This is a genomic window from Actinomadura meyerae, assembly GCF_900188445.1.
Taxonomy (GTDB): Bacteria; Actinomycetota; Actinomycetes; order Streptosporangiales; family Streptosporangiaceae; genus Spirillospora; species Spirillospora meyerae.
On record NZ_FZOR01000005.1, the window covers coordinates 188453 to 215352 of the forward strand.

The 26900-nt window shown below is 73.4% G+C and carries 26 protein-coding genes; 15 read left to right on the forward strand and 11 right to left on the reverse strand.

Features of this window, described 5'->3' with window-relative positions; translation table 11 throughout:
* The first annotated feature begins 74 nt into the window (after positions 1-74).
* Positions 75-500: a DUF3592 domain-containing protein gene (locus CHF16_RS07835; protein ID WP_143227909.1), complete on the forward strand. Its 426-nt coding sequence runs from the start codon at positions 75-77 to the stop codon at positions 498-500.
* Here the strand turns inward: CHF16_RS07835 and CHF16_RS07840 are convergent.
* Together CHF16_RS07840 and CHF16_RS07845 are read right to left on the reverse strand one after the other, a co-directional pair.
* Positions 497-2056 (reverse strand): class I adenylate-forming enzyme family protein, encoded by a 1560-nt coding sequence (locus CHF16_RS07840; protein ID WP_089325241.1) that lies wholly within the window; start codon positions 2054-2056, stop codon positions 497-499. The genes CHF16_RS07835 and CHF16_RS07840 overlap by 4 nt on opposite strands.
* Positions 2057-2165: 109 nt before the next feature.
* On the reverse strand, positions 2166-3056 hold the full coding sequence (locus tag CHF16_RS07845; RefSeq protein WP_089325242.1) for an oxygenase MpaB family protein: 891 nt from the start codon (positions 3054-3056) through the stop codon (positions 2166-2168).
* An 86-nt stretch (positions 3057-3142) separates the two neighbouring features.
* Here CHF16_RS07845 and CHF16_RS07850 point away from each other — a divergent pair, with 86 nt between their 5' ends.
* From CHF16_RS07850 to CHF16_RS07865, 4 genes are all read left to right on the forward strand, one after another.
* Positions 3143-3760 (forward strand): TetR/AcrR family transcriptional regulator, encoded by a 618-nt coding sequence (locus CHF16_RS07850; RefSeq protein ID WP_089325243.1) that lies wholly within the window; start codon positions 3143-3145, stop codon positions 3758-3760.
* A 52-nt stretch (positions 3761-3812) separates the two neighbouring features.
* Positions 3813-4520: a trimeric intracellular cation channel family protein gene (locus CHF16_RS07855; RefSeq protein ID WP_089325244.1), complete on the forward strand. Its 708-nt coding sequence runs from the start codon at positions 3813-3815 to the stop codon at positions 4518-4520.
* A gap of 91 nt (positions 4521-4611) precedes the next feature.
* Positions 4612-5319: a MerR family transcriptional regulator gene (locus CHF16_RS07860; RefSeq protein WP_089325245.1), complete on the forward strand. Its 708-nt coding sequence runs from the start codon at positions 4612-4614 to the stop codon at positions 5317-5319.
* Between the two features lie 75 nt (positions 5320-5394).
* Entirely contained in the window at positions 5395-5730 is a 336-nt protein-coding gene (locus CHF16_RS07865) for a YnfA family protein (RefSeq protein ID WP_089325246.1), read from the forward strand.
* 12 nt (positions 5731-5742) lie between these two features.
* Here the strand turns inward: CHF16_RS07865 and CHF16_RS07870 are convergent, their stop codons facing one another.
* The 3 genes from CHF16_RS07870 to CHF16_RS07880 all read right to left on the reverse strand — a co-directional run bounded on the left by CHF16_RS07870 (position 5743) and on the right by CHF16_RS07880 (position 8753).
* Complete coding sequence (locus CHF16_RS07870) at positions 5743-7287, reverse strand: class I adenylate-forming enzyme family protein (protein ID WP_089325247.1); 1545 nt, start codon at positions 7285-7287, stop codon at positions 5743-5745.
* Between the two features lie 92 nt (positions 7288-7379).
* Entirely contained in the window at positions 7380-8183 is an 804-nt protein-coding gene (locus tag CHF16_RS07875) for an SAM-dependent methyltransferase (RefSeq protein WP_245868283.1), read from the reverse strand.
* 54 nt (positions 8184-8237) lie between these two features.
* Entirely contained in the window at positions 8238-8753 is a 516-nt protein-coding gene (locus CHF16_RS07880) for an Lrp/AsnC family transcriptional regulator (RefSeq protein ID WP_089325248.1), read from the reverse strand.
* Between the two features lie 108 nt (positions 8754-8861).
* Here CHF16_RS07880 and pdhA point away from each other — a divergent pair, with 108 nt between their 5' ends.
* Genes pdhA through CHF16_RS07895 form a run of 3 tightly spaced genes read left to right on the forward strand, consistent with a single transcriptional unit; the run spans position 8862 to position 12306 of the window.
* Positions 8862-9962: a pyruvate dehydrogenase (acetyl-transferring) E1 component subunit alpha gene (gene pdhA / locus CHF16_RS07885; RefSeq protein ID WP_089325249.1), complete on the forward strand. Its 1101-nt coding sequence runs from the start codon at positions 8862-8864 to the stop codon at positions 9960-9962.
* Complete coding sequence (locus tag CHF16_RS07890) at positions 9959-10963, forward strand: alpha-ketoacid dehydrogenase subunit beta (protein ID WP_089325250.1); 1005 nt, start codon at positions 9959-9961, stop codon at positions 10961-10963. The genes pdhA and CHF16_RS07890 overlap by 4 nt, the downstream gene beginning before the upstream one ends.
* A gap of 50 nt (positions 10964-11013) precedes the next feature.
* The gene (locus CHF16_RS07895; protein ID WP_089325251.1) at positions 11014-12306 is read left to right on the forward strand and encodes a dihydrolipoamide acetyltransferase family protein; all 1293 of its coding nucleotides are present in this window, start codon (positions 11014-11016) and stop codon (positions 12304-12306) included.
* On the opposite strand, the gene CHF16_RS07900 is transcribed toward CHF16_RS07895, so the two are convergent.
* On the reverse strand, positions 12293-12919 hold the full coding sequence (locus CHF16_RS07900) for a TetR/AcrR family transcriptional regulator (protein WP_281259332.1): 627 nt from the start codon (positions 12917-12919) through the stop codon (positions 12293-12295). The two genes, CHF16_RS07895 and CHF16_RS07900, sit on opposite strands and share 14 nt — an antisense overlap.
* 103 nt (positions 12920-13022) lie before the next feature.
* Here CHF16_RS07900 and paaZ point away from each other — a divergent pair, with 103 nt between their 5' ends.
* The 6 genes from paaZ to paaE are packed head-to-tail and all read left to right on the forward strand — an operon-like array spanning position 13023 to position 18754.
* On the forward strand, positions 13023-15065 hold the full coding sequence (paaZ, locus tag CHF16_RS07905; RefSeq protein ID WP_089325253.1) for a phenylacetic acid degradation bifunctional protein PaaZ: 2043 nt from the start codon (positions 13023-13025) through the stop codon (positions 15063-15065).
* Positions 15062-16030 carry a 1,2-phenylacetyl-CoA epoxidase subunit PaaA gene (paaA, locus tag CHF16_RS07910; RefSeq protein WP_089325254.1) on the forward strand — a complete coding sequence of 323 codons (969 nt, stop codon included), beginning with the start codon at positions 15062-15064 and terminating at the stop codon, positions 16028-16030. The genes paaZ and paaA overlap by 4 nt, the downstream gene beginning before the upstream one ends.
* The gene (paaB, locus tag CHF16_RS07915; protein ID WP_089325255.1) at positions 16030-16314 is read left to right on the forward strand and encodes a 1,2-phenylacetyl-CoA epoxidase subunit PaaB; all 285 of its coding nucleotides are present in this window, start codon (positions 16030-16032) and stop codon (positions 16312-16314) included. The genes paaA and paaB overlap by 1 nt, the downstream gene beginning before the upstream one ends.
* 8 nt (positions 16315-16322) lie before the next feature.
* Complete coding sequence (paaC, locus tag CHF16_RS07920; RefSeq protein ID WP_089325256.1) at positions 16323-17195, forward strand: 1,2-phenylacetyl-CoA epoxidase subunit PaaC; 873 nt, start codon at positions 16323-16325, stop codon at positions 17193-17195.
* Positions 17189-17677, forward strand: a complete 489-nt coding sequence (gene paaD, locus CHF16_RS07925; RefSeq protein WP_089325257.1) for a 1,2-phenylacetyl-CoA epoxidase subunit PaaD — start codon at positions 17189-17191, stop codon at positions 17675-17677. The genes paaC and paaD overlap by 7 nt, the downstream gene beginning before the upstream one ends.
* Complete coding sequence (gene paaE / locus CHF16_RS07930) at positions 17678-18754, forward strand: 1,2-phenylacetyl-CoA epoxidase subunit PaaE (RefSeq protein ID WP_089325258.1); 1077 nt, start codon at positions 17678-17680, stop codon at positions 18752-18754.
* Here the strand turns inward: paaE and CHF16_RS07935 are convergent.
* Together CHF16_RS07935 and CHF16_RS07940 are read right to left on the reverse strand one after the other, a co-directional pair.
* Positions 18742-20289 carry an alpha/beta hydrolase gene (locus CHF16_RS07935; protein ID WP_089325353.1) on the reverse strand — a complete coding sequence of 516 codons (1548 nt, stop codon included), beginning with the start codon at positions 20287-20289 and terminating at the stop codon, positions 18742-18744. The genes paaE and CHF16_RS07935 overlap by 13 nt on opposite strands.
* Before the next feature lie 5 nt (positions 20290-20294).
* Positions 20295-21431 (reverse strand): serine hydrolase domain-containing protein, encoded by a 1137-nt coding sequence (locus CHF16_RS07940; RefSeq protein WP_218826576.1) that lies wholly within the window; start codon positions 21429-21431, stop codon positions 20295-20297.
* A gap of 246 nt (positions 21432-21677) precedes the next feature.
* On the opposite strand from CHF16_RS07940, the gene CHF16_RS07945 reads away from it, so the two are divergent.
* The gene (locus tag CHF16_RS07945; protein WP_089325259.1) at positions 21678-23282 is read left to right on the forward strand and encodes a GMC family oxidoreductase; all 1605 of its coding nucleotides are present in this window, start codon (positions 21678-21680) and stop codon (positions 23280-23282) included.
* Here CHF16_RS07945 and CHF16_RS07950 read toward each other — a convergent pair.
* From CHF16_RS07950 to CHF16_RS07960, 3 genes are read right to left on the reverse strand one after another with little or no spacing between them, the layout of a single operon-like run.
* Positions 23209-23751 (reverse strand): protein-tyrosine phosphatase family protein, encoded by a 543-nt coding sequence (locus tag CHF16_RS07950; RefSeq protein ID WP_143227910.1) that lies wholly within the window; start codon positions 23749-23751, stop codon positions 23209-23211. The two genes, CHF16_RS07945 and CHF16_RS07950, sit on opposite strands and share 74 nt — an antisense overlap.
* Positions 23748-24302: a CGNR zinc finger domain-containing protein gene (locus tag CHF16_RS07955; protein ID WP_089325260.1), complete on the reverse strand. Its 555-nt coding sequence runs from the start codon at positions 24300-24302 to the stop codon at positions 23748-23750. The genes CHF16_RS07950 and CHF16_RS07955 overlap by 4 nt, the downstream gene beginning before the upstream one ends.
* A gap of 47 nt (positions 24303-24349) precedes the next feature.
* Positions 24350-26863, reverse strand: coding sequence for an ATP-dependent Clp protease ATP-binding subunit (locus CHF16_RS07960; RefSeq protein WP_089325261.1), 2514 nt, complete (start codon positions 26861-26863; stop codon positions 24350-24352).
* Between the last annotated feature and the right edge of the window lie 37 nt (positions 26864-26900).

Below are 26900 nucleotides of genomic sequence, written 5' to 3' on the forward strand. Positions count from 1 at the left end.
GATCACGCCGATCCCCCGCAGGCACGGAACACATGATCGCCGCGCCGCGTCGAACCGGTGTGCTGAGGACCGGTGTGCTGAGGAAGGGTCCGCGGCTCCGGCGCGGCGTTCATGTGGGCTTCGCGTTCGGTGCCGTGGTGCTGGGGCTGATCGCGGTGACGTGGGGCGGCGGCTCGGCAGCCGCCGCCCTCGACCAGTGGGGCAAGCACAGGACGACCGCGCGGGTGGTGTCCGTCCACGCGCACGAGTACCCGAAGTTCCTCGGCATCCGTTACACGACCCGCGAGGGCCGCGACGTCCTCACCGTCATGGACGAGCGGCACGCCGAGGACGTCGCGAAGGGCGAGCGGATCGAGATCCTCTACGACCCCGGCGACCCCGAGCGGGCGCAGCGGTACCAGCGGCTCGGGTCGGCGCCGGTCGTGGTGCTCTCGTTCGCGGCCGCGGCGGCCGTCCTCGGCGCCGCCGCGTACCGGACGCGCGGAAGGCCCGCCGGTTAGCCGATCTTGGTGTCGCGGTTCTCCCAGTACGGGTCGCGGAGGCGGCGCTTCAGCGTCTTCCCGGACGGGTTGCGGGGGATCTCGTCGATCCGGTCGAAGCCGCGCGGCACCTTGTAGGAGGCGAGGTGCTCGCGGCAGAACGCGCGCAGGTCCTCGTCCTCGACCCCGGCGCCGGGCGCGACGACGATCGCGGCGTGCACCGACTCGCCCCACTCGTCGGACGGGATGCCGAACACGGCCGCGTCCGCCACCGCCGGATGCGCGGTCAGCACCGCCTCGATCTCCGCCGGGTAGATGTTCACCCCACCCGAGATGATCATGTCGGTGCGGCGGTCGCAGATGTAGTAGAAGCCCTCCTCGTCGCGGTAGGCGATGTCGCCGACCGTCAGCCAGTCGCCGTGGCGCGCGTCCTGGTACTTCCCCTCGGCCTTGTAGTAGGCGTCGAAGGTCGCGATGCCGCGCACGTACAGGTCGCCGGGGACGTGCGGCTCCTCCACGGGCCGCCGGTCGGCGTCGAAGAGCGCGATCTCGACGCCGGGGGCGGCCCGGCCGCAGCTTCCGGGCTTGCGGAGCTGGTCCTCGGGCCGCAGGATCGTGTCGACCCCGAGCTCGGTGGACCCGTACACCTCGAACAGCGATCCGTCGCCGATCAGCTCGATGTAGCGGCGCTTCAGCTCGAACGGCCACGGCGCCGCGTTGGCGATCGTCCGGCGCAGCGAGGACAGGTCGCGGGCGCGGATCTCCTCCGGCGGCAGGTCCACCACCCGGCGGATCGGCGTCGGCGCCGAGAACGTCGTCGTCACCCGGTGCCGCTCCACGAGCTCCAGCCACCGCCGCGGGTCGAAGTCGCGCATCACGACCACCGTCCCGCCCATGAGCTGGACGATCAGCATGAAGCTCTGCGGGCCGGAGTGGTAGAGCGGCCCGGTCGTGAGGTAGACGTCACCGGGCTGGAAGCCGATCTCGGTGACCAGCCCGAGCACGAGGGCCTGGTCGATCACGCCCCGCACCACGCCCTTCGGCTTGCCGGTCGTCCCGGAGGTGTAGAACATCGAGGACCCGGCGGCCGGGTCCTCGCCGAGCGGCTCCGGCTCGGTGTCCGGGCTCGCGGCGGCCAGCGCGTCGAGCGAGGACGCCCACCCCGGCACGTCCCCGCCCGCGCGGCTCCACGCCAGCCAGGCGCGGACGCCCGCGACCCGGCCCGCCGCCTGCTCCAACTGGCCCGCCTGCTCGGCGTCGAACAGCACCAGCGCGGCGTCGGCGTTCTCGATGACGTAGGTCGTCTCCTCCGGGCTGAGCCGGTAGTTCAGCGGGACGCCGACGGCCAGGCACTTGCGCAGCGCCGCGATCAGCGCGACGACCTCGGTGCTGTTGCGGCCGCACCACACGACCTTGGTGCCCGCCCGGACGCCGTGCTCGACCAGCAGGTTGGCGTACCGGTTCACGAGCGCGTTGTACTCGGCGTAGGTGAGGTGCCGGTCGTCCTCGATGACCGCGGTCTTGGTCGGGGTGGCGGCGGCGAGCTGGGCGAGCGGGTCCTGGACGGGTGCGGTCACGGTGATCGGCCTCCTGGTCGCCGGGTCCGGACGTGTCACGTGGGGCGGGGGGCGGCTTACCTCTCTGGCGCTTCCTGGCGAGCGTAGATCGTCCGCTTACATCCTGCGCTCACATCGGCCGGTGCGCGAGGGCCCGCTCCAGCCGCTCCTGGGCACGGGCCGCCTGCCGGGCGCGGTAGGCGATCGGCATGTACCGGAGGCGCTCCGGCAGCAGCGGCGTGCTCCGCCCGATGACCCGCGCGGCGAGCCGCAGCCGCCGCTCGTCCGCCGCGGTCCAGGAGACGCCGAGCTTCTCGCGCGCCGCCTCCGGCAGGGTGCCGATCGTGATCAGCCGGCCGAGCCGCCCGCCGGCGTCGCTCAGCGGCGCCAGCGCCGGGCGCAGCGCCCGCGGCACGTTCGGCGGCACCTGGCCCATCTGCGCGAGCACCTCGTACGCCACCTTGTGCGGGACGAGGGTGTTCGCCACCATGTCGTCGAAGTACTCCCAGTACTCGGGGATGCTCGCCGGGAGCATCCGCTCCGGTACCCGCAGGATGCGGCCGAGCTGGAGGAACTCGTCGAAGATCTGCTGCTCCTCCTCGGGCGTCATCGGCGCGGGCGCGAAGTACTCGGACGCGGTGACGGCGGCGTAGAAGCCGGTGAGGTGCACCCAGGCCCAGGGCTCGGCCGACAGCGCGTGGTGCCGCCGCCCGTCCTCGTCGACCGCGCTGAGCGTCTTGTGCATCTCGCGCAGCCGCCGGCCCTCCTCGATGGCGGTGCGGCCGCCGTACACCCAGGTCTGCACCGAGGCGAAGCTGCGCGCCGCCCGGCCGAGCGGGTCGGTGCGGAAGCTCGACCGCCGGTCGACGACGGTCCCGATCGCCGGATGCATCACCTGCAGGATGAACACGCTGTTGCCCGCGATCGCCGACGTGTAGAGCCCCATCTGCTCCCACAGCAGCGACCCCGGCCCGAACGGCTCGGCGGGCGGGCTCGCGGGCGTCCCATCGGTCACCGTCATCTGCGCTACCTCCTGACAGAGCGACTCCTGTAAGTTGAACGCGAATAAGCAGTCGCTTACAAGTCGCGTTTCGACAGGACCGGCAGATGGCCTCCTCACCTGGGCTCTCGCCCCGCAGGATCCCCTCGCAGGACCGCTCGCGCCGCACCGTGGAACGCATCCTGGAGGCCGCCACTCGCGTTCTGTCCGAGCGCGGGTACGACGGCGCGTCCACCAACCGGATCGCCAAGGCCGCCGGCATCGGCAACGGGTCGCTGTACCAGTACTTCCCGAACAAGGACGCGATCGTCATCGCCGTCCTGGACCGGTTCGCCGACCACCTCGCCGACCGGCTCGGCGCCGAGATCGAGACCACGATGAACCTGCCGTGGGAGGAGGCGGGGCGGGCGCTGCTGGACGTCCAGATCCGGCTGTTCGAGGAGAACGCCGACCTGCTGCGGATCATCGTCGAGCAGGTGCCCCGGCTCGGCCCGTTCGACAAGCTCGCGGCGCTGCAGCGGCGGCTGACCGATCTCGTCCGCGTCTACCTGCTGCTCAACCGGGCCGAGTTCCGCCCGGACCTCGACATCGACGCGACGCTGTGGATCATCACCGAGACCGCCGGGCTGCTGTCCATCAAGTACGTCCTGGACCGGCCGCCCATCCCGCACGAGCGGATGGTGGACGAGCTGGCCGAACTCGTCATCGGCTACATCCGCGGCTGACCCGCGCGGCGCCCGGCGCCGCTCCGGGCACGTCCATGATGGGGTGGGGCAGATGGACGAGTGGCTGTCTCCGGAGACGCTCAACACCGTCACGCGCTACCTCGACCTGGCCGGGGTGCTCGCGTGCGGGCTGCTGGGCGGCGTCGTCGCGCGCGCCGAGGGCCTCGACCTGTTCGGCTACCTCGTCGTCGGCACCATCTCCGGGCTCGGCGGCGGCATCATCCGCGACACGCTGCTCCAGCACGGCACCCCGGTGGCCCTGACGGACGCCGCCTACCTGCCGACCGCGTTCGCGGGCGCGTTCCTCGCGTTCCTGATCAGCCTGAGCGAGGAGCAGTGGGACCGGCTCTTCACCCCGCTGGACGCGGCCGTCATCAGCTTCTGGGCGGTGGCCGGCGCGCAGAAGACCCTCGCCGCCGGGCTCGGCTGGCTGCCCGCGGTGCTGCTCGGCACCATCACCGCCGTCGGGGGCGGCGCGGTCCGCGACCTGCTGCGCGGCCGGGTACCGAGCGTGCTCGGCGGCAACGCGCTCTACGCGACCGTGGCCGTTGCGGTCGCCGCCATCTACACCCTCTGCTCCTACCTGGACGCGCCGACGATCGGGATCATCGTCGGGATACCGCTGGGGCTGGCCTTCCGCATGGTCGCCCACCGCCGGGGATGGCAGCTCCCCGGCGGGCTGGCGCTGGAGCCGTCCACCGCGCTGCGGAGCGTCCGCGGGAGGCGGCGGCGCGGCACGCGACGCGGGAAGCGGCCCTGACGGCCGCGCGGTGAACGTCCAGGTGAAGGTCACTGTGCGGCGCGGCAGGCGGCTTGACCTTCGAGACGGGTCGAACGTTTAGCGTCGAAGCATGACGACGATGCGGATCTCCCAGCTGGCCGAGCGCAGCGGCGTCCCCGCGACGACGCTGCGGTTCTACGAGGACGCGGGGCTGCTGACCGCCGGCCGCAGCCCGGCCGGCTACCGGATGTACGGGGAGGACGCGGTCACGCGCCTGGCGTTCATCGGCTCCGCCAAGCACCTCGGCCTCCCCCTGGAGGAGATCGGCGAGCTGCTCGCGGTGTGGGAGGACGGTGCCTGCGCGGACGTGAAGGCCGACCTGCGCCCGCGCGTCGCCGCCCGCCTGGCCGAGGCGGAGCGGCGGCTCGGCGAACTCTCCGCGTTCACCGACTCGCTGCACCGCGTGCTCCGCGACCTGGACGCGCTGCCCGACCGGCAGGTCCCGTGCGACGGCGAATGCGGCTTCCCGGACGGGCACCGGGCCGCGGACGCGCCCGCCGAGCAGCCGATCGCCTGCTCGCTGACCGGCGAGGGCATGGCCGACCGCGTGGCCGCCTGGCGGTCGGTCACCGAGGGAGCCGTGCGGACGGAGTTCCCCGGCGGCCTCCGGCTGGCGCTGCCCGCCGACCGGTCCGCCGCCGTCGCGGAGCTGGCGGCGGCGGAGCGGCGCTGCTGCCCGTTCCTCGATTTCCGGCTCCGCTTCGGAGACGAGATGATCGAGCTGGAGGTACGGGCCCCGGCGGACGCCGCGGACCTGCTCACCGACCTGTTCGCCTGACATCCGCAGCCTGGCATCCGCGGCCTGGCACCCGCCACCCGACGTCCGCTGCTCGACGCCCGCTCTGGAGGACGCGTGCTCGTCGCCCGCTCGATCGCGCTGTTCGTCCTGGCCGCCGTCCTGGAGATCGGGGGCGCGTGGCTGGTCTGGCAGGGCTGGCGCGAGCACCGGGGCTGGGCCTGGATCGGCGCGGGCGTCGTCGCGCTCGGCCTGTACGGCTTCGCCGCCACCTTCCAGCCCGACGCCCACTTCGGCCGCGTCCTCGCCGCCTACGGCGGGGTCTTCGTCGCCGGGTCGATCCTGTGGGGCGCGGTCGCGGACGGCTACCGCCCGGACCGCTACGACATCGCCGGCGCCCTCGTCTGCCTGGCCGGTATGGCGGTCATCATGTACGCCCCGCGCGGCGACTGATCCCCGCGCCGCCTACGAACCGCCGAGGTACTCGGCCTTCAGCTGCGCCTTGTGGATCTTGCCGACGGGGGTCAGCGGGACCTCGGCGGTGATGGCGAACTGCCGGGGCACCTTGTAGTCGGCGAGGTGCTCGCGGCAGTGCGCGGCGAGCTCCTCCTCGGTGGGCGGCTCGGCGCCGGGGCTCGGGACGACGTAGAACCGGCCGACCTCGCCGAGCACCGGGTCGGGGACGCCGATCCCGGCGGCCATCGCGACCTTCGGGTGCGCGGTGAGCACGTTCTCGATCTCGACCGGGTACACGTTGAAGCCGCCCTGGATGTACATCTCCTTCTTGCGGCCGCGCAGCACGAGGTGCCCGTCCGGCTCCATCTCGACCATGTCGCCGGTGGCGAGCCAGCCGTCCGGCAGGAACACCTCGGCGGTCTCGTCCGGCATGTCCCAGTAGCCGGCGGTCACGCAGCCGCCGCGGATCTGGAGCTCCCCGGCCTCGCCCGCCGGGAGGACGGCGCCGTCCGGGCCGGTGACGCGGCCCTCGAAGTCGCCGATGACCACGCCGAGGGTGCGGGCGACGGTCTCGGGGCCGTCGTCCAGCCGGGACAGCACGCACGCGCCGGAGGTCTCCGACAGGCCGTACAGGCCGTAGAGGGGCGCGCCGGGAAAGCCGCGGCGGATCGACTCGGCGAGCGCCGGCTCCACGTTCGACCCGCCCGCCATGCACAGCCGGACGGACGAGACGTCGTGGTCGGCGAAGTCGGGCCGCCCGAGCATCAGCACGTACATGGTCGGGACGGCGCCGAGGAACGTGACCCGGTGGCGCTCGATGGCGCGGAGCGCGCCGTCCGGGGAGAAGGCGGGCAGCAGCGCCACCGATCCGCCGCTGACGAGGGCGGCCATGATGGTGCAGGTGATGCCGCCGACGTGGTTGAACGGGAGGTGCCCGAGGAGCACGTCGGTGTCGGTCATCGCGAAGTGCTCGGCCTGCGCGCGCGCCGACGCCAGGATGCTCCCGTGCGTGATCACCGCGCCCTTGGGCCGCCCGGTCGTGCCGGACGTGTAGAGGATCATCAGCGGGTCGGACGGCTCGACCGCCGCGCGCGCCTCCGCCAGCGCGGCCGGGTCGGCGGGCGCCGCGGCCAGCTCGTCGAACTCCGCGCCGAAGAAGACGTAGTCGGTGACGCCGGGCACCCGCGACCGGAACTCCGCGAAGAACTTCGCGAAGTCGAAGCCGGGGACCTCGGGCTCGCTGACGACCATGCGCGCGCCGCTCTGGCCGAGCATGTAGGACAGCTCCTGGTCCCGGTAGCGGACGTTGAGCGGGACGATGACGGCGCCGATCCGCGCCGCGCCGAAGAACACGGCCAGCCACTGCGGGGTGTTGAGGCCGAGGAGGCCGATCCGGTCGCCGCGCCGGACGCCGCGGGCCAGCAGCCCGGCCGCGACCCGGTCGGTCAGCTCGTCGAACCCGGCATAGGTGACCGTGCCGTCGCCGTCGTGCAGGAACGCCCTGCCCCGCGCCGCCGCCTCTTCCAGCGCGACCCCGACCGTGCTCGCCCGCATGCTGCCGCCTCCCCTTCGGCGCGCCGCCTCCGGCGCGCCCGATGCCGTCCCGTCATCAACGATCACGTACTGGGAGCTTTCGGCCTACACCCTCACAATTTGCGGCCTACCCCCGCATAGAACCAGATGGGCAGGGCCTCTTCCAGGCTGATGGACCGTTCCGGGCGCCAGAGCGGCGCCCAGACGATGCCCGGGTCGAGGAGCTCGAAGTCGCCGAACAGGCCCGCCACCTGCTCCTTGGTGCGGGGCGTGCCGGGCGCGGACGTCCGCTTGTAGACCTCGACGACCTTGGCGACCACGTCCGGGACGCCGTCGGCGGAGGCGTGGGTCAGCGCGAGATGGCTGCCGGGGGGGAGCGCGTCGCGGAGCTGCGCCATGATGCCCTGCGGGTCGTCCTCGTCCGGGACGAAGTGCAGGGTCGCGACGAGCAGCAGCGCGATCGGCTTGCCGAAGTCGAGCAGCCGCCGGATCTCGTCGTTCTCCAGGATCTGCCGCGGGTCGCGGGCGTCGGCCTGGATCATCCGCGTGCCGGGCGAGTCGGCGAGGATCGCCCGGCCGTGCGCGACGACCTGCCCGTCGTAGTCGACGTAGGCGACGCGGGCGGCGGGGTTGACCGACTGCGCGATCTGGTGGACGTTCTGCTGCGTCGGCAGCCCGGTGCCGATGTCGAGGAACTGGTCGATGCCCCGCTCGGCCAGGTACCGGACGGCGCGGCCGAGGAAGGCCCGGTTCTCCCGGAGCAGGGTCAGCAGGGTCGGATCGGCGGCGATCGCCTCGTCGGCGGCGGCCCGGTCGGCGGCGTAGTTGTCCTTACCGCCGAGGTAATAGTCGTACATCCGCGCGATGTTCGGGACATTCGGGTCGAAACCGCTCACCTGCGGGCGCTGACCTGCCACCAGTTCTCCTCACGGCCGCGGGCGCCGGCCCGCGGCTGCCACCAGATTACGCGATCATGAACGGTCCCCGCGCCCCGCGGGTTCCGGCGGGGTCTCGTCGAAGATCAGCCAGGTGCGGGTGGAGCGGACCCCCTCCACGGCGTGGATGCGGGCGAGGACGACGTCGCGCAGCGAGGCGTTGTCGGGGGTGCGGACTAGCATGACCAGGTCGACGTCGCCGCCGACGAACGCCATGTGCTCGATGTGCGGCACGTCGCGCAGCCGGTCCGAGACCTTCCGCCAGGAGTTCTGCTCGATGTTGACCAGGACGTAGGCCGCCGTGCCCAGCCCCGCCCGGACCGGGTCGACCCGCGCGGTGAAGCCGGTGATGACGCCGTCGGCGACGAGCCGCTCCACCCGCGTGTAGGCGTTGGAGCGGGAGACGCTGACCCGCTCGGCGAGGGCCCGCATCGACATCCGGCCGTCCGCGCGCAGCTCCCGGATGATCGCCTGGTCGAGCTCGTCGAGCGCCGCCGCCGAATGTCCGGTCTGCCCCGGGCCGGATGCCGCCTCGGAAGACAGTTGGTCCATGTGAACTCCACTGTTTGGCCGAATGTCCTGGATTTGGGCCGCCTATTGAGACCTATGGCCGACCTGGTTCATATTCCTAGCACCGGACGACTGCGGAGGTGGAGGCGTATGGCGACGGGTCGGATCGAGGCGCTGCTCCCCTCGGAGGAGCCCGTGCGGTTCCTGACCGACGGCGGCGCGGCGGTGCGCGGCAAGCAGCCGTACCCGGTGCCGGATCCGGAGCTGCTGCGCCGGGCGCACCGGGCGATGGTCGTCGGGCGGCGGTTCGACGCCCAGGCGACGGCGCTGACCAAGCAGGGCCGGCTGGCGGTGTACCCGTCCAGCCACGGGCAGGAGGCGTGCCAGGTCGGCTCGGTCCTCGCCCTGGAGGACGGCGACTGGTTCTTCCCCACCTACCGCGAGTCGATGGCGCTGGTGACGCGCGGCATCGACCCGGTCGAGGTGCTCTCGCTGCTGCGGGGCGACGCCCACTGCGGCTACGACCCCGAGCTCCACCACACCGCGCCGCAGTGCACGCCGCTGGCCACGCAGACCGTCCACGCGGCGGGCGTCGCCTACGCGGAGCGGCGCAAGGGGACGGGACGGGTAGCGCTGGCCTGCGTCGGCGACGGCGCCACCAGCGAGGGCGACTTCCACGAGGCGCTCAACTTCGCCGCCGTGTTCAAGGCGCCGGTGGTGTTCCTGGTCCAGAACAACCAGTACGCCATCTCCGTGCCGCTGGACCGGCAGACTGCCGCGCCCTCCCTCGCCCACAAGGGCATCGGGTACGGGGTGCGCTCGGAGCGGGTGGACGGCAACGACCCGGTCGCGGTGCTGGCCGTCCTGGCGGCGGCCGTCGAGCACGCCCGCACGGGGAATGGACCGTTCCTGGTCGAGGCGCTCACCTACCGGCTCGAATCGCACACCAACGCCGACGACGCGTCCCGCTACCGGACCGACGCCGAGGCGGACGAATGGCGCGGGCGCGACCCGGTCGCCCGGCTGGAGCGCTACCTGCGCCGGCGCGGGCACCTCACGGACGCCGACGTCGAGGCGGCGTCGGCGGAGGCCGAGGAGTTCGCCGCGCGGCTCCGGGACCGGATGAACGCCGATCCCGAGCTGCACCCGATGGGGCTGTTCGAGCACGTCTACGGCACCCCGACCCCGCAGCTGGACGAGCAGCGGGCCCAGCTCCGCGCCGAGATCGAGGCCGAGGAGGCGCTGTCATGATCACGATGGCCCAGGCGCTGAACACGGCGCTGGCGGACGCCCTCGACGAGGACGAGCGGGTCCTGGTGTTCGGCGAGGACGTCGGCACGCTCGGCGGCGTCTTCCGCGTCACCGACGGCCTCACCGCCAAGTTCGGCGACGACCGCTGCTTCGACACCCCGCTCGCCGAGTCGGGCATCGTCGGGTTCGCCGTCGGCATGGCGATGGGCGGCTTCCGGCCCGTCGTGGAGATGCAGTTCGACGCGTTCGCCTACCCCGCGTTCGAGCAGATCGCGTCGCACGTGGCGAAGATGCGCAACCGCACGCGCGGCCGGGTCGCGCTGCCGATCGTGATCCGGATCCCCTACGCGGGCGGGATCGGCGGCGTCGAGCACCACTGCGACTCCAGCGAGGCGTATTACGCGCACACCCCCGGCCTGAAGGTCGTCACCCCGGCCACGGTCGAGGACGCGTACTCGCTGCTGCGCGAGGCGATCGACGACCCCGACCCGGTCGTGTTCATGGAGCCGAAGAAGCTGTACTGGTCGAAGGCCGACGTCGGGCGGCTGGACCGGACGGAGCCGTTCGGCCGCGCCGCCGTCCGGCGGACCGGCCGCGACGCGACGCTCGTCGCGTACGGGCCGAGCGTGCCGGTCGCGCTGGAGGCGGCGGCCGCCGCGCGGGACGAGGGCTGGGACCTGGAGGTCGTCGACCTGCGGACGATCGTCCCGTTCGACGACGCGACCGTGGCGGCGTCGGTGCGCAGGACGGGCCGCTGCGTCGTGGTCGGCGAGGCGGCCGGGTTCGCGGGCGTCGGGGCGGAGATCGCGGCCCGCGTCCAGGAGCGCTGCTTCCACAGCCTGGAGGCGCCGGTGCTGCGGGTGACCGGGTTCGACATCCCCTACCCGCCGCCGATGCTGGAGCACCACCACCTGCCGAACGTCGACCGGATCCTGGACGCGCTCGACCGCCTCCAGCGGGACGACCAGCCCGACCCCAAGTACCTGGGGGGTGCGGCATGAGCGGAGCGAACCGGGGGGTGCGGGGGGTCGTCCCCCCGCAGGAGGCACGCATGACGGCCACGGTCTTCAAGCTGCCGGATCTCGGTGAGGGGCTCACCGAGGCGGAGATCCTGGAGTGGAAGGTGTCGGTCGGCGACACCGTGACGACCGACCAGATCATCGTCGAGGTCGAGACGGCGAAGGCGGCGGTGGACGTCCCGGTCCCGATCGCCGGGACGGTCGCGGAGCTGTTCGCCGAGGCGGGCACGGTCGTGGACGTCGGCTCCCCGCTCATCGCGATCTCCCCGGAGACCGCCCTGCCCGACGCCGCCGCCGAGCGGTACCGGGAGGAGGAGCAGGCCGGTTCGGGCAACGTCCTGGTCGGCTACGGGACGACCGAGACCCGCCGCTCCCGCCGCCGCGCCGCACGTCCGGAGCCCGCCCATCCCGCGGCGGTGGCCCAGGACGAGGCACCGCGCGTGATCTCGCCGGTGGTACGGCGCCTCGCCAAGGACAACGGCATCGACGTCGCCACGCTCACCCCGACCGGCCCCGGCGGCGTCATCCTCCGCTGCGACGTCGAGCAGGCGATCGCGGGCACCGCCCCCACCGCCGCCCCGCCCGCCGCTCAGGCGACCGCCCCGGCCGCCGAGGAGCACCGGGAGGCCGCCGATGTCGTGCGCGTCCCGCTGAAGGGCGTCCGGCGGACGATGGCCGAGAAGCTGTCCCGCAGCCGCCGCGAGATCCCGGACGCGACGACCTGGGTGGACGTGGACGCGACCCGCCTGGTCAAGCTCAAGAAGCGGATCGGCGAGGCCGATCCGGACGCCGGTGTCGGGATGCTGGCCCTGTTCGCCGCGATCTGCGTGGCGGGGCTCCGTCGCTTCCCCGAGCTCAACGCCTACGTCGACACCGAGCGCGAGGAGATCGTCCGGCTGCCGCACGTCCACCTCGGGTTCGCGGCGCAGACCGAGCGCGGCCTGGTCGTGCCGGTCGTCCGGGACGCGCACCTGCTGCCGCTCGCCGACCTCGCCGCCGCGCTGCGGGAACGGACGGAGGAGGCCCGCGAGGGGCGGCTCTCCCCGGGCGACCTCACCGGCGGCACGTTCACGCTCAACAACTACGGCGTGTTCGGCGTGGACGGCTCGACGCCGATCATCAACCACCCGGAGGCGGCGATGCTCGGCGTCGGCCGGATCGCCGAGCGGCCCTGGGCGCACAAGGGGAAGGTGCGGCTGCGGCAGGTGACGCAGCTGTCGTTCACGTTCGACCACCGGGTCTGCGACGGCGGCGTCGCGGGCGGGTTCCTGCGGTTCGTCGCGGACTGCGTGGAGCGGCCCGAGATGCTGGTCAGTCGCCGGTAGCCGCCGCGCGGCGGCGCAGCCCGTCGAACGCGACCTTGCACAGCGCGTCGGCGATCTCCCCCCCACTGGCGCCGCCGCGCGGTCTGTACCACTCGATCAGCGAGTTGACCAGGCCGAACAGCAGCCGGGCGGTGATCGCCGGGTCGATGTCGGCGCGGATGTCGCCCTCCGCCTCGGCCTGCGCGACGAGCGCGGCGACCCGGTGGTCGAACTCGCGGCGGCGGGCCAGCGCCCGCTTCTCGACGGCGGTGTTGCCGCGCACCCGCAGCAGCAGGGTCACGAACGGCTGCCGCTCGACGAGGACGGCGACGCTGGCGCGCACGAGGTGCTCCAGCCGGTCGATGGCGCGGCCCTCGACGGCGGCGGTCTCCTCGGCGGCGGCGAACAGCCCGTCGAGGGCCCGGTCGACCGCGAGCTGGAGCAGCTCGTCCTTGCCGCTCACATGGTGGTAGATCGCGGACTTGCCGATGCCGAGCCGCTTGGCCAGGTCGTCCATGCTGGTGCCGTCGTAGCCGCGCTCGTTGAACACCTTGACGGCGACGAGCAGCAGCGACTCCCGGTCGTAGCCCGGCCTTCCCCGCCGGTTCACCCGCCCGCCGTCCGCAGTAGCCACGGGCCCATTATCGCAGCGCCGAACGCCGTTCAGCTCTTCTCCCGGGCCCCCGGACCGGGTTAATATCTGACTGAACGGACGGTCAGTAAATCGAGGAGGCCCGATGGCTCCGCTGCCCAGTTACGTGTCCGGTGCCTGGCACGTCCCGCCGGACGAGGGCGCGCCGCTCACCGACGCCGTGACCGGGGCGGAGGTCGCCCGGATCTCCTCGGCCGGCATCGACATGGGGGCCGCGCTGGAGCACGGCCGCCGGACGGGCGGCCCGGCCCTGCGGGAGCTGACGTTCCACCAGCGCGCCGCCCTGCTGAAGCAGCTCGGCCTGGCCCTGCGCGAGCACCGCGACGAGCTGTACGCGCTGTCGGCCCGCACCGGCGCGACGCTCGCCGACTCGAAGATCGACGTGGACGGCGGCATCGGCGTCCTGCTGGCGTACGCGAGCAAGGGCAAGCGCGAGCTGCCGAACGACACGGTCCTGGTCGACGGGGACGTGGAGCCGCTCAGCAAGGGCGGCACGTTCGCCGGGCGGCACGTCTGCACGCCGCTCCAGGGCGTCGCGGTGCAGATCAACGCGTTCAACTTCCCCGTCTGGGGTCCGCTGGAGAAGCTCGCGCCCGCGTTCCTCGCCGGGATGCCGAGCCTGGTGAAGCCCGCGCCGCAGACGGCGTACCTGACCGCGCGGCTGGTCGAGCTGATCGTCGAGTCGGGCGTCCTGCCGGAGGGGACGCTCCAGCTCGTCTGCGGCGACCCCGGCGACCTGCTCGACCACCTGACCGAGCAGGACGTGCTGGCGTTCACCGGGTCCGCCGCGACGGGCCGGCTGCTGCGCGCGCACCCGGTGGTGACCGGGCGGTCGGTCCGGTTCAACGCGGAGGCCGACTCGCTGAACTGCGCGATCCTCGGCCCGGACGCCCGCCCCGGTACGGCCGAGTTCGACCTGTTCGTCAAGCAGCTCGTCACCGAGATGACGGTGAAGGCGGGGCAGAAGTGCACGGCCATCCGGCGGGCGCTGGTGCCGTCCGACCTGATGGACGAGGTCGCGGAGGCGGCGAGCGAGCGGCTCGCCCGGGTGAAGATCGGGAACCCGGCCGAGCCGGACGTGCGGATGGGCGCGCTCGCGACCCTCGAACAGCGCGAGGAGGTCCGCCGGCAGCTCAAGAAGCTCCTCGACGCGGGCCGGATCGTGTACGGCGACCCCGAGCGCGTCGAGGTGGTCGGCGCCGACGCCGAGCGCGGCGCGTTCATGTCCCCGGTGCTGGTGCGCGTGGACGACACCGCCCGCCCCGAGCCGCACGAGGTCGAGGCGTTCGGCCCGGTCAGCACCCTGCTCCCTTACGACGGCGCCGAGCAGGCCGTGGCGCTCGCCGCGCGCGGCCTCGGCAGCCTGGTCGGGTCGGTGGTCACCGCCGACCCCGACTTCGCGCGCCGCGTCGTCCTCGGCGCCGCGCCGTGGCACGGGCGGCTGCTCGTGCTGAACGAGGAGGACGCGAAGGAGTCCACCGGCCACGGCTCGCCGATGCCGGGCCTCGTCCACGGCGGCCCGGGACGCGCGGGCGGCGGCGAGGAGATGGGCGGCGTCCGCGGCGTCCTGCACCACATGCAGCGCACCGCCGTGCAGGCCGGGCCGTCGATGCTGTCGGCGATCACCGGCCGCTGGACGCCGGGCGCGCCCCGCACCGAGACCGGCGAGCACCCGTTCCGCAAGCACCTGGAGGACCTGCGGATCGGCGACACGGTCGTGGCCGGGCCGCGCACCGTCACCCTGGAGGACATCGAGCACTTCGCCGAGTTCACCGGCGACACCTTCTACGCCCACATGGACGAGGAGGCCGCCAAGGCGAACCCGTTCTTCGGCGGCCGGGTCGCGCACGGCTACCTCGTCGTCTCGTTCGCGGCGGGCCTGTTCGTCTCGCCCGAGCCCGGCCCCGTCCTCGCGAACTACGGGCTGGAGAACCTGCGGTTCCTCGCCCCGACGTTCCCCGGCGACGAGCTGACGGTGAAGCTGACCGCCAAGCAGATCACCCCGCGCGAGAACGCCGGCTACGGGGAGGTCCGCTGGGACACCGAGGTCACCCGGCAGGACGGCGCGGTCGTCGCGCAGTACGACGTCCTGACCCTGGTCGCCAAGCGCCCGGAGGAGAAGGCATGACGCAGCAGCCCGAGCAGGAGCGGCGGCCGGAGCAGGAGCACTTCGAGCGGACGATCGAGCGCGACCAGCGCATCGAGCCGCGCGACTGGATGCCGGAGAGGTACCGGGCCACGATGATCCGGCAGATCGCGCAGCACGCCCACTCCGAGATCATCGGGATGCAGCCGGAGGGGCACTGGATCACCCGCGCGCCGTCGCTGCGCCGCAAGGCGATCCTGCTCGCCAAGGTGCAGGACGAGGCGGGCCACGGCCTGTACCTGTACTCGGCGGCGGAGACGCTCGGCGCCGACCGGTCCGACCTGACCGCGAAGCTGATCTCCGGGAGGCAGAAGTACTCCTCGATCTTCAACTACCCGACGCTGACGTTCGCGGACGTCGGCGTGATCGGCTGGCTGGTGGACGGCGCCGCGATCTGCAACCAGGTGCCGCTGTGCCGCAGCTCCTACGGCCCGTACGCGCGGGCGATGATCCGGATCTGCAAGGAGGAGTCGTTCCACCAGCGGCAGGGCTACGAGCTGCTGATGACGCTCATGCGCGGCACCGAGGCCCAGCGGGAGATGGTGCAGGACGCCGTGAACCGCTGGTGGTGGCCGTCGCTGATGATGTTCGGCCCGCCGGACGCCGACTCGACGCACACCGCGCAGTCCATGGCCTGGAAGATCAAGCGGCACACCAACGACGAGCTGCGGCAGCGGTTCGTCGACATGACCGTCCCGCAGGCGGAGGCGCTCGGCGTCACGCTCCCCGACCCGGACCTGCGGTGGAACGAGGAGCGCGGCCACCACGACTTCGGCGAGATCGACTGGTCGGAGCTGAAGCGCGTGATCAGCGGCGACGGCCCCTGCAACGCCGAGCGGGTCGAGCGGCGCCGCGCGGCCCACGAGGACGGCGCCTGGGTCCGCGAGGCCGCCGCCGCGTACGCCGCCAAGCACGCGGGCGGCCGCACGGAGAGGGAGGTGGCGTGATGGAGAGGGACTGGCCGCTCTACGAGGTGTTCGTCCGCGGCAAGCGCGGCCTGAACCACGTCCACGTCGGCTCGCTGCGCGCCCCCGACGCCGAGATGGCGCTGCGCAACGCCCGCGACCTGTACACGCGGCGGAACGAGGGCGTCAGCATCTGGGTGGTGCGGTCGGAGGACGTCACCGCGTCCAGCCCCGACGAGAAGGACCCGTTCTTCGCCCCCAGCGGCGACAAGGTCTACCGCCACCCGACGTTCTACGACATCCCCGAGAACGTCCCCCATATGTGAGGCTTCTGATGTCGTCCGACAATCCGTTCGAGGCGCTCTCCGAGGAGAGCGACGACAGCCGCTGGGCGTTCGGCACCGGGTTCGAGGACCCGCTCGCCGGGATCGACCCGTCCGTGCCGGACGGGATCGACCGGGACGCGCTGGCCGCGTACTGCCTGATGCTCGGCGACGACGCGCTCGTCATGTCGCACCGCCTCCAGGAGTGGTGCACGCACGCGCCCGAGCTGGAGGAGGAGGTCGCGCTCGCCAACATCGCGCTCGACCTGCTCGGCCAGGCCCGGCTGCTGCTGGCCCGCGCCGGCGCAGCCGAGGGCAAGGGCCGCGGCGAGGACGACCTCGCCTACTTCCGGGACGCGTCCGAGTTCCGCAACGTCGGCCTCGCCGAGGCGGAGAACGGCGACTTCGCGTACTCGACCGTCCGGCTGCTGCTGTTCGCGACGTGGCGGCTCGCGCTGCTGGACCGGCTCACCGCGTCCGCGGACCCGGTCCTCGCCGCGATCGCCGCGAAGGGCGTCAAGGAGGTCGCCTACCACCGCGACCACGCCGCGCTGTGGACGGTCAGGCTCGGCGACGGCACCGACCTGTCCCACGACCGCGCGCAGGCCGCCGTCGACGGGCTGTGGCCGCTGACCGGGGAGCTGTTCGCCACGCACGAGACCGAGCGGCTGCTGGCCGGCGCCGGGGTGGCCGTCGACCCGGCCGACGTCCGCGACGAGTGCGACGCGGTCATCGGCGAGGTGCTGGCCAGGGCGACGCTGCGGCGTCCCGAGCCCGTCCCGCCGCACCTGGCCGGGCGCGACGGCGCGCACTCGCCCGCGCTGGCCGCCCTGCTCGCCGAAATGCAGAGCCTCGCCCGCGAGCATCCGGAGGCGGAATGGTGAGCGCCCGCGCGGTCGCCGAGACCGTCACCGACCCCGAGCTGCCGATGCTGACGCTCGCGGAGCTCGGGGTGCTGCGCGACGTCCGGGAGGAACCGGGCCGCGTCGAGGTGACGATCACCCCGACCTACACCGGCTGCCCGGCCGTGGACGCGATGCGCGCCGACCTGCGGCGCAGGCTCGCCGACGCCGGGTACGCCGAGGTCGAGGTGCGGACCGTCCTCGACCCGCCGTGGACGACCGACTGGATCAGCGAGCCCGGCCGCCGCAAGCTCCGCGAGGCCGGGATCGCACCGCCCGGCCCGGCGCCGCGCCGCGCGTCCGGGCCGGTCCCGCTCACCCTCGGCCCGACCCGGCGCGTTCCGTGCCCGCGGTGCGGCTCGTCCGACACGGTCGAGCTGTCCCGGTTCGGCGCGACCGCCTGCAAGTCGCTGCGCCGCTGCGAGTCCTGCCGCGAGCCGTTCGAGCACTTCAAGGAGATCTGAGTGACGCTCACCGAGGCCGCACCCCGCCGCACCGGCTTCCACGCCCTGCGCGTCGCCGGGGTGGAGCGGCTGTGCGACGACGCGGTCGCGGTCACCTTCGACGTCCCGCCGGACCTGGCGGCCGAGTACGCGTTCCGGCCCGGCCAGTTCCTCACGCTGCGCCGGGTGATCGACGGCCGCGAGGAGCGCCGCTCGTACTCGATCTGCGCGCCCGCCGGGGCCGCGCCGCGCATCGGCGTCCGCGAGATCCCGGACGGGCTGTTCTCCCAGTGGCTGGTGCGCGACGTGCGTCCGGGCGACACCGTCGAGGTGCTGCCGCCGTCCGGGACGTTCGTGCTCGGCGCGCGCGCCGGGCACCACGTGCTGATCGCCGCCGGGTCCGGGATCACGCCGGTGCTGTCGATCGCGGCGTCCGCGCTCGCCGACCCGGACGGTCGCGTCACCGTCCTGTACGGCAACCGGAGCAGCGGCACCGTCATGTTCGCCGACGAGCTGGCCGACCTGAAGGACGCGCACCCCGGCCGGTTCGAGCTGGTGCACGTCCTGTCCCAGGAGCCTCGGGAGGCGGAGCTGTTCAGCGGCCGCCTGGACGCCGACCGGCTGCGCACGCTGCTCCCCCTCCTCGTCCCCGTCGCCGACGTGGACCACTGGTGGCTGTGCGGCCCGCTGGGCATGGTCACGGACGCCCGTGACGTCCTCCAGGGGTTCGGTGTGCCGCGCGAGCGCGTCCACCAGGAGCTGTTCTACGTGGACGAGCCGCCGCCCGAGCCGGTGCGGAGGCGGAGCGCCCCGACGGGCCCGGCCTGCGAGGTGACGGTCGTCCTGGACGGCCGCTCGACGACCCTGACCCAGCCCCAGGACGCGACCGTCCTCGACTCCGCCCAGCGCGTCCGGCCGGACCTGCCGTTCGCGTGCAAGGGCGGTGTCTGCGGAACGTGCCGGGCCAGGGTCGTCGAAGGCGAGGTCGACATGCGCCGCAACTTCGCGCTCGACCCCGCCGAGGTCGCAGCCGGATACGTCCTGACCTGCCAGTCCGTTCCGGCCACGCCGCGGCTCACCGTCGACTACGACGCCTGAGGTTCGGGGGCGCAGACGAGGTCGCGATCGGGCAGGCGGCCGGTCGCGAGGTAGTCGTTCACCGTGTCCCGCACGCACAGGTTCGGGTATCCGCGCTGGTAGGGCGCGTGGACGTTCGCCGGCAACGTGATCATCCGCGAGCCGGGCAGCATCCGGTGGACGATCTGGTTGCTCTCGTAGGTGGTGCGGGTGTCACCGGTCGCGGCGACCATCAGCGCGGGCAGCGGCCCGCCGGTCCGGACGGGCGGCTCGGCAGGACGCACCGGCCAGAACGCGCACGGCCCGATGCCCTGGGCCAGGGGCCCGAACAGCGGGCTGTCGGCGCGGTGCCGCTGGACGCCCCGCCAGTAGACCTCCGGGTCGCGCGGCGCCACCGCGTCACCGCAGATGATGGCGCTCTGCCCGCTGCCGTACCGCGACTCCGCCCCGGTCAGCAGGAAGGCGAGTTCCTCGTCCAGGTCGGGGGTGGGCTTCGCGGGGCGCCCGGCGGCGGCGTCCGCCAGCACCCGCATCGACGCGGCGAAGCTCGCCCGAGCCGTGTCCTCGTCGTTGCCGAGGTTGTCGAACAGCACCACCGGCATCATCGTGTCGTCCAGGCGGTACCGGCCGACGGCGAGCGGCGCGCTCGCCGACGCCTCGTAGACCCGGTGGACGGTGGCCAGGACCTCGCGTCGCGTCTTCCCGAGCCCGTACGCCGCGTGCCGCTCCGCCGTCCACGCCGCCCAGGCGCCGAGCGCCCGGTCGTTCGCCGGCCCCAGGGTGGAGATGAGGCGCGGGCCCCATGACTGCGCGGCCTGCGAACTGTCGAGGACGACCCGGTCGAAGCGGCCCGGGAACATCGCCGCGTACACCTGGCCGAGGTAGGTGCCGTAGGACGCGCCGTTGTACGACACCTTCCGCTCGCCCAGCACACCGCGGACGACGTCCATGTCCCGGGCGATGTGGCGGGTGCTGATGTACGGGAGGACGTCGCCGTCCGTCCGCGCACAGCGCCGCGCCGAGTCCTTCGCGAACGCGACCGACCGGTCGAACGAGCGGCGCGTCGCGCCCGCCCCCTTGATCCACGTGGCGCTCGGCCAGCCGCAGTCGACGCCGCGGCTGCGGCCCAGCGAGCGCGGGTCCAGGCCGACGAGGTCGTAGCGCGGGCCCGCCGCGCCCATGAGGTCGCGCATGTAGGGCGGCAGGTCGATCGACGGCCCCGGCCCGCCCCCGTTGAGGATCATCGTCCCGATGCGGTGCCGGGTGTCGGACGCCGCGAGCCGGGAGATCGCGACGGTGATCGTGCGGCCGTCCGGCCGGGCGTAGTCGAGCGGGACGGTCACGTCGGCGCACCGCGCGCCCGCCCGGTCGAGTTCGGCGCCGACCTCGTCGCCCGGCCCGAGCGTGCACGCCTTCCAGGTGAGCCGCTGGTGGTAGAACCGGTCGAGACCGCCTCCCCCCGCGGCGCCGCGCTCCCCGGCCTGGGCCGCCGTGGCGGCGGGGGCGAGCAGGGCCAGCGCGGCGGCCGCTCCGGTCAGCGGCGCCGCCCATCGCATCGTCTTCACGCAGCCTCCTCGCACAGGGCGGTCTGGACGAGGTCCAGTTCGCCGGTGAACGCTTCGAAGGTGGACGGGTTCTCGTTGAAGGCGACCGCGACGCGGCGCCCGGACGGCGCCGTGCCGGAGATCGCCGTGAAGCCGTCGATGTCGCCGGCATGGCCCCACCAGGTGCCGCCGCAGCGCAGCGGCGTGCCGATCAGGCCGAGGCCGTACCGCGCGCCCTCCCACAGGCGGTCGGGGTCGGTGGGGACGGTCTGCCTCATCTGCGCGAGCATCGCCGCAGGCAGCAGCCGCCCGCCCGTCAGCGCCCCGAAGAACGCGCTGACGTCGCGCGGAGTGGAGATGAGCGCGCCACCGGCCCCGCCCGCCGAGATGTTCATCTCGGTGTAGTCGGTGTACGAGCCGTCCTCCTCGCGGACGTAGCCGCGCGGGTGCGGGCCGCGGATCCAGATCTCGTCACCGGGCCAGTAGGTGTCGTGGAGCCGCAGCGGCTTGATGATGCGGCGCGCGACCTCGTCCTCCACCGGACGCCCCGTGACCTTCTCCACGACGAGCCCGGCGATCACGTAGTTGGTGGTGGAGTAGTGCCACCCCGGCGCGGGACGCGGCAGCGCGAGCGCCCGCGCGACCAGTTCCTCCGGCTCGAAGTGCCGGAAGCGGAAGTCGCCGGTGCTCTCGAAGCTCTCCATGTGGTCGGGCAGGCCGCTGGTGTGCCGCAGCAGGCTCCGCACGGTGATCTTCCGGCCGTCGTGGCCGTTCCGGTCGAGCAGGCCGGGCAGGTAGCGCGCGACGGGCGCGTCCAGCCGGACGCGGCCCTCCGCCGCCAGCGCGAGAACGGCGGTGGCCGTGAACGTCTTGGTGACGCTGCCGATCCGCCCCCGCAGGTCGGCGCTCATGGCGCGGCCCGTCCGCCGGTCGGCGACGCCGCTCGCGTGCGTCCACGTCCCGCAGCGCGGGTCGTCCACCCGCACCGCCGCGCCCGTCAGGCCGTGGACCCCCGTCATGCGCTCCAGAGCCGTCCGCAGGGCCTCATGGTCGCCGCAGCGCGCCTGGTCGCCCCGCGCCGGCGGTGCGGCCGCGGCGGCGGCTATCGCGGCCGCACCCAGCAGCAACGCAATGATCCGATGCATTCTGCTCATGTGATCAGACGCTAAGCAGGCACGCTTCTCGACACACTGGTGTGCCCTCCCAGATTGGAGGTGGGGCCATCCCCCCTTTGAGGACAACGCGGCATTCCGGTCATTGGGACAGGGCCTTGGCGGCGCATTCCGGTCCTCTTACGATCGGCCCACCCATTACCCGCCCATGCGGCGGTGCAGACCGGGCCAGGCGCGGGCCCTCGACTGGGGTCGCCCGCGCGTGCGCGGACGGCGCTGGAGGATGACATGGACCAGACCGCTGACTACGTCGTGGTGGGGGCCGGGAGCGCCGGGTGCGTGCTGGCGCGGCGCCTGGCCGACTCGGGGGCGAGCGTCGTCCTGCTGGAGGCGGGCGGCCCGGACCGGACGCCGCTGGTCCGCAAGCCGGGCCTGATCGCCGTCTTCCACAACGTCCCGCAGCTGAAGAAGAAGCTGGACTGGGGCTTCTACAGCGCCCCCCAGGGCAACGCGCTCGACCGGAAGATCCCGCAGACCCGCGGGAAGGTCCTCGGCGGCTCCGGGTCGATCAACGGGATGCTGTTCGTGCGCGGGCACCGCAAGAACTACGACGACTGGGCGGCGGAGGGCTGCACCGGCTGGGGCTACGAGGACGTCCTCGCCAGCTACAAGCGCATGGAGAACTGGGAGGACGGCGCCAGCGAGCTGCGCGGCGCCGGAGGACCGATCCAGGTGACGCGGCAGCGCGACCTGACGCCCGCGGCGGAGGCGTTCATCGAGGCCGTGATCCAGACGGCCGGGGTGAAGCGGAACGACGACTACAACGGCGAGGAGCAGGAAGGCGCCGGCGTCTTCCAGCAGAGCGTCGACAAGGGGCTGCGCTACAGCTCGTCCGTCGGGTACCTGGACGACCACGGCCTGGCGAACCTGACCGTCGTGACGGGCGCCACCGTCGGCCGCGTGAACATCGAGAAGGGCCGCGCGACGGGCGTCGAGGTCGTCACCAAGAAGGGCAAGGGGACGATCCGGGCGACCAAGGAGGTCATCCTGGCGGCGGGCGCGTTCGGTTCACCGCACCTGCTGATGCTGTCGGGCGTCGGCCCCGCCGCGCACCTGCGCGAGCACGGCATCGAGGTCCACGCCGACCTGCCCGTCGGCGACAACCTGCACGACCACATGTTCGTCCCGATGACGTTCGTCATGGACACGGCCCGGCACAAGGGCACCGCACCCTACTTCGCCAAGGGCGTCGCCAAGGAGTGGACGAAGGGCGGGACGTGGGTGGCCCGCAGCGTGTTCGAGGCGGTCGGGTTCGTCCGCAGCGGGCAGGCCGGCGACATCCCCGACATCCAGCTCCACGCGCTGCCGTGGTCGTACCCGTTCCCGAACCAGGACGCGCCGGTGCGGCACAAGGTCGACAAGCGCCGCGCGCTGACGATCATGCCGACGCTGATCTACCCGAAGAGCCGCGGCACGGTCCGGCTGGCGTCCGCGGACCCGGCCGCCGCGCCGGTGATCGACCCCGGCTACCTGTCCGAGCCCGACGACGCCCGGCTGCTGCTGGACGGCATGGAGCTGGTCCGCGAGGTGATGAGCAACAAGGTCATCGCCGGGGACGTGAAGGCGGAGCTGTCGCCCGGCCCGTCCTTCGCCGACCGCGCCGCGCTGGCCAAGGAGCTGCCGAACCGCGCCACGACCGTCTACCACCCGGTGGGAAGCTGCCGGATGGGCGCGGACGAGCGCGCCGTCGTCGACCCGGCGCTGCGGGTCCGCGGCGTCGAGGGCCTGCGCGTCGCGGACGCGTCGATCATGCCGAGCATCATCGGCGGCAACACCAACGCGCCGAGCATGATGATCGGCGAGCACGCCGCGACCCTGATCCTCGGCGCCTGACGGCGGCTACCCGCCGGCCGGGGCCGGGGAACCGGGCGGCCCAGCGGCGCTGCCAGGGCGTCTCGACGGCGCGCGGGTGGTGGTGCTCGCGCGCCCAGGCGACCGCCCCGGACGGCTCGACCCCGGCGAGGACGGCCAGGCAGGCGATGACGGTGCCGGTGCGCCCGACGCCGCCGCCGCAGGCGACCTCCACCGCCTCGCCGGCGCGGGCCCGCTCGTGCAGGGCGCGGATCTGCCGGACGGCCTCGTCCCGGTCGCGGGGCAGCCGGAAGTCGGGCCAGTCGAGCCACACCGACTCCCAGCGCAGCTCCGGCTCGTGGCGGCGCCGCAGCTTCGCGGTGCCCAGATAGAGCCCGAACGCGGGCTCGGGTCCGCCGGGCGGCTCGTTGCGCAGGCCGCGCCCCCGGACCCAGGCGCCGTCCGGCAGCCGGATCGCTCCGTCGAGCGGGGCGTCGAGCGGGGCGGTCACCGGGCCACCCCCTGGCGGCGGGCGCGGTGGTTGGCGACGTTGAGCCGGTTCCCGCACCGGTCGGGCATGCAGTAGCGGCGGCGTCCGGCGCGGCTCGCGTCGGCGAACACGCCCGCGCAGCCGGGGGCCTCGCACGACCGGAAGCGCTCGTGCCCGAGCGCCCGGACGAGGCCGAGCAGCGCGACGCCCGCGACGGCGGCCACCTCGCCGACGAGCGAGGCGTCCCGGACCGTCGGCACGTACCACTGCCACCGGCCGGACGGGTCGCGGCGCAGCACCGGCGCCATCCCCGCGTGCCCGGCGAGCAGCGCCGCGCTCTCGACCGCCCGCTCCTCGGTCTCGGTCTCCATGACTGCGCGCACCTCGCGGCGCAGCAGGCGGACCTTCTCGACGTCCCCGGCCTCCGGCGTCCGGAAGCCGAGCGGCGGGAGGAGACGGCTCAGCGCGTCCGCGTCCCCCAGCACCTCGCTCCCGCGGACCTCGGGCGACGTCGCCACCAGCGCGTTCGCGAACTCGACGCCGCGCGTGTAGTCGGCGATCGGGATGTGCATGGGCGACTCCCGCACTCCTTGTAAGGGTTACAAGGGAACCTTAACCCTTACCGGCTGGAGACGTCGAACTGGAGGCCGCCGTTGACCGCCGACACCTCCACGTGCCGCCCGTGCTCCAGGCCGCCGGACAGCAGCAGGTCGGCGAGCTGGTCGTCCACCTCCCGCTGGATCGTGCGGCGCAGCGGCCGGGCGCCGAACTCGGGCTGGTAGCCGCGCTCGGCGAGCCAGTCCACCGCCTCCTCGGTGAAGTCGACGTCGACGTCCTGCGCGCGGAGGCGGCGGCGCGTCTCGTCCAGCAGCAGGTCGGTGATCTGCCGGAGCTGCCCCGCCTCCAGCCGCCGGAACACGATGATCTCGTCGATCCGGTTGAGGAACTCGGGCCGGAACGACTCGCGCAGCCGCCGCATGATCCGGTCGCTGAGCGCGCTCGCCTCCGCGCTCGCCTCCCCGCCCGAGGAGCCGAACCCGATCTCGCCTGTCCCGGTGATCAGCTCCGAGCCGAGGTTGCTCGTCATGATCACCACGGTGTTGCGGAAGTCGACGGTGCGGCCCTGCGCGTCGGTCAGCCGCCCGTCGTCGAGGAGCTGGAGCAGGACGTTGAACACGTCCTGGTGCGCCTTCTCGATCTCGTCCAGCAGGATCACCGAGTAGGGCTGCCGCCGGACGGCGTCGGTCAGCTGCCCCGCCTCCTCGTAGCCGACGTATCCGGGCGGGGCGCCCATCAGCCGGCTGACGGTGTGCCGCTCCTGGAACTCGCTCATGTCGAACCGGATCAGCCGGTCCCGGCTGCCGAACAGCGCCTCCGCGAGCGCCTTCGCCAGCTCGGTCTTGCCGACGCCGGTCGGGCCGAGGAACAGGAACCCGCCGATCGGGCGGTCCGGGTCTCCCATCCCGGCGCGCGACCGCCGCACGGCCCGCGCCACCGCCGCCACCGCGTCCTCCTGCCCGACGACGCGCTGGTGCAGGTGCTCCTCCAGCCGCGTCAGCCGCTCCCGCTCCGCCTCCGTGAGCTGCGTGACCGGCACCCCGGAGATCCGGGACACGACCTCGGCGATGTCCTCGGTCGTCACCTCCGGGACGGTCACCGGGGCGTTGTCATCGCGCGCCGCCTCCAGGTCCTGCTCCAGCCGGGCGATCTCGTCGCGCAGCTCCGACGCCTTCTCGTAGTCCTCGTCGGCGACGGCCTGGTCCTTCTCGCGGCGCCGCCGGTCGAGCCGCTGCTCCAGCTCCCGCCGGCTGCCGTCCCGCGTCCCCGAGCGCAGCCGCACCCGCGCGCCCGCCTGGTCGATCAGGTCGATCGCCTTGTCCGGCAGGAACCGGTCGGTCAGGTACCGGCTGGACAGGTCCACGGCCGCGACCAGCGCCTCGTCGGTGAACCGCACCGCGTGGTGCGCCTCGTACCGGTCGCGGAGCCCGCGCAGGATCTCGATGCTGTCGTCGCCGCTCGGCTCGCTCACCAGGATCGGCTGGAACCGCCGCTCCAGCGCCGCGTCCTTCTCGATGTTGCGGCGGTACTCGTCGATCGTCGTCGCGCCCACGACGTGCAGCTCGCCGCGCGCCAGCGGCGGCTTCAGCATGTTCCCGGCCGACACCGCGCCCTCCGCGCCGCCGGCCCCCACGATCGTGTGGATCTCGTCGATGAACACGACCAGCTCGTCGGCGTGCGCGCGGATCTCGTCCACGACCTTCTTCAGCCGCTCCTCGAAGTCGCCCCGGTACCGGGTGCCCGCGACGACGCCGCTCAGGTCGAGCTGGACGATCCGCTTGCCGCGCAGCGTCTCCGGCACGTCGTCGTCGACGATCCGCTGCGCGAGCCCCTCCGCGATCGCGGTCTTGCCCACCCCCGGGTCGCCGATCAGCACCGGGTTGTTCTTGGTGCGCCGCGACAGCACCTCGACGGTCTCCTCGATCTCCTCGTGCCGCCCGATCACCGGGTCGATCCGGCCCTCCCGGGCCAGCGCGGTCAGGTCGCGGCCGAACTCGTCCAGCGTCGGCGTCTCGGACGGCTGCCCGCCGCCTCCGCCGGGCGGCTGCCCCGTCCCGCCGCCGGTCGCGGCCTGCTGCAGCGAGTCCGGCGTCACGTGCTCGTGGTCGAGGATCCGTCCGGCGCTGGACCCGCGGTCGAGCGCCAGTGCGAACAGCACATGCTCGGGCCCGATGTAGGACGACCCGAGCGCCCGCGACACCTGGTGCGAGTCCAGCAGGGCGCGCTTGGCGGACGGCGTCAGCTCCGGCGGCACGTCCCGCGGCTCACCCCGGCGCGCGTGCCCCTCGATCTCCCCTTTTATCTTGTCGGGGTCGGCGCCGGCCCGCGCGATCCACTGCCGCGTCCCCTGCTGCCGCGTCGCCGCCCACAGCAGGTGGTCGGTGTCCAGATCGACGCTGCCCCACTGGGCCGCCTGCGCGGCCGCGTCCCGCACCAGCTCCCGCGCGGGCTCGCTCATCAGCCGCGCGATGCTGATCCGCTCCTGCGGCCGCCGCTGCGCCCGCGCCCCGAAGAAGCGGGCGAGCATCTCCTCGAACGGATCCATCCCGCTCGGCCCGTACCATCCCGAGGTCATCTCGGAACCCCCCGGTCGTCGAATGACACGTCGTGGC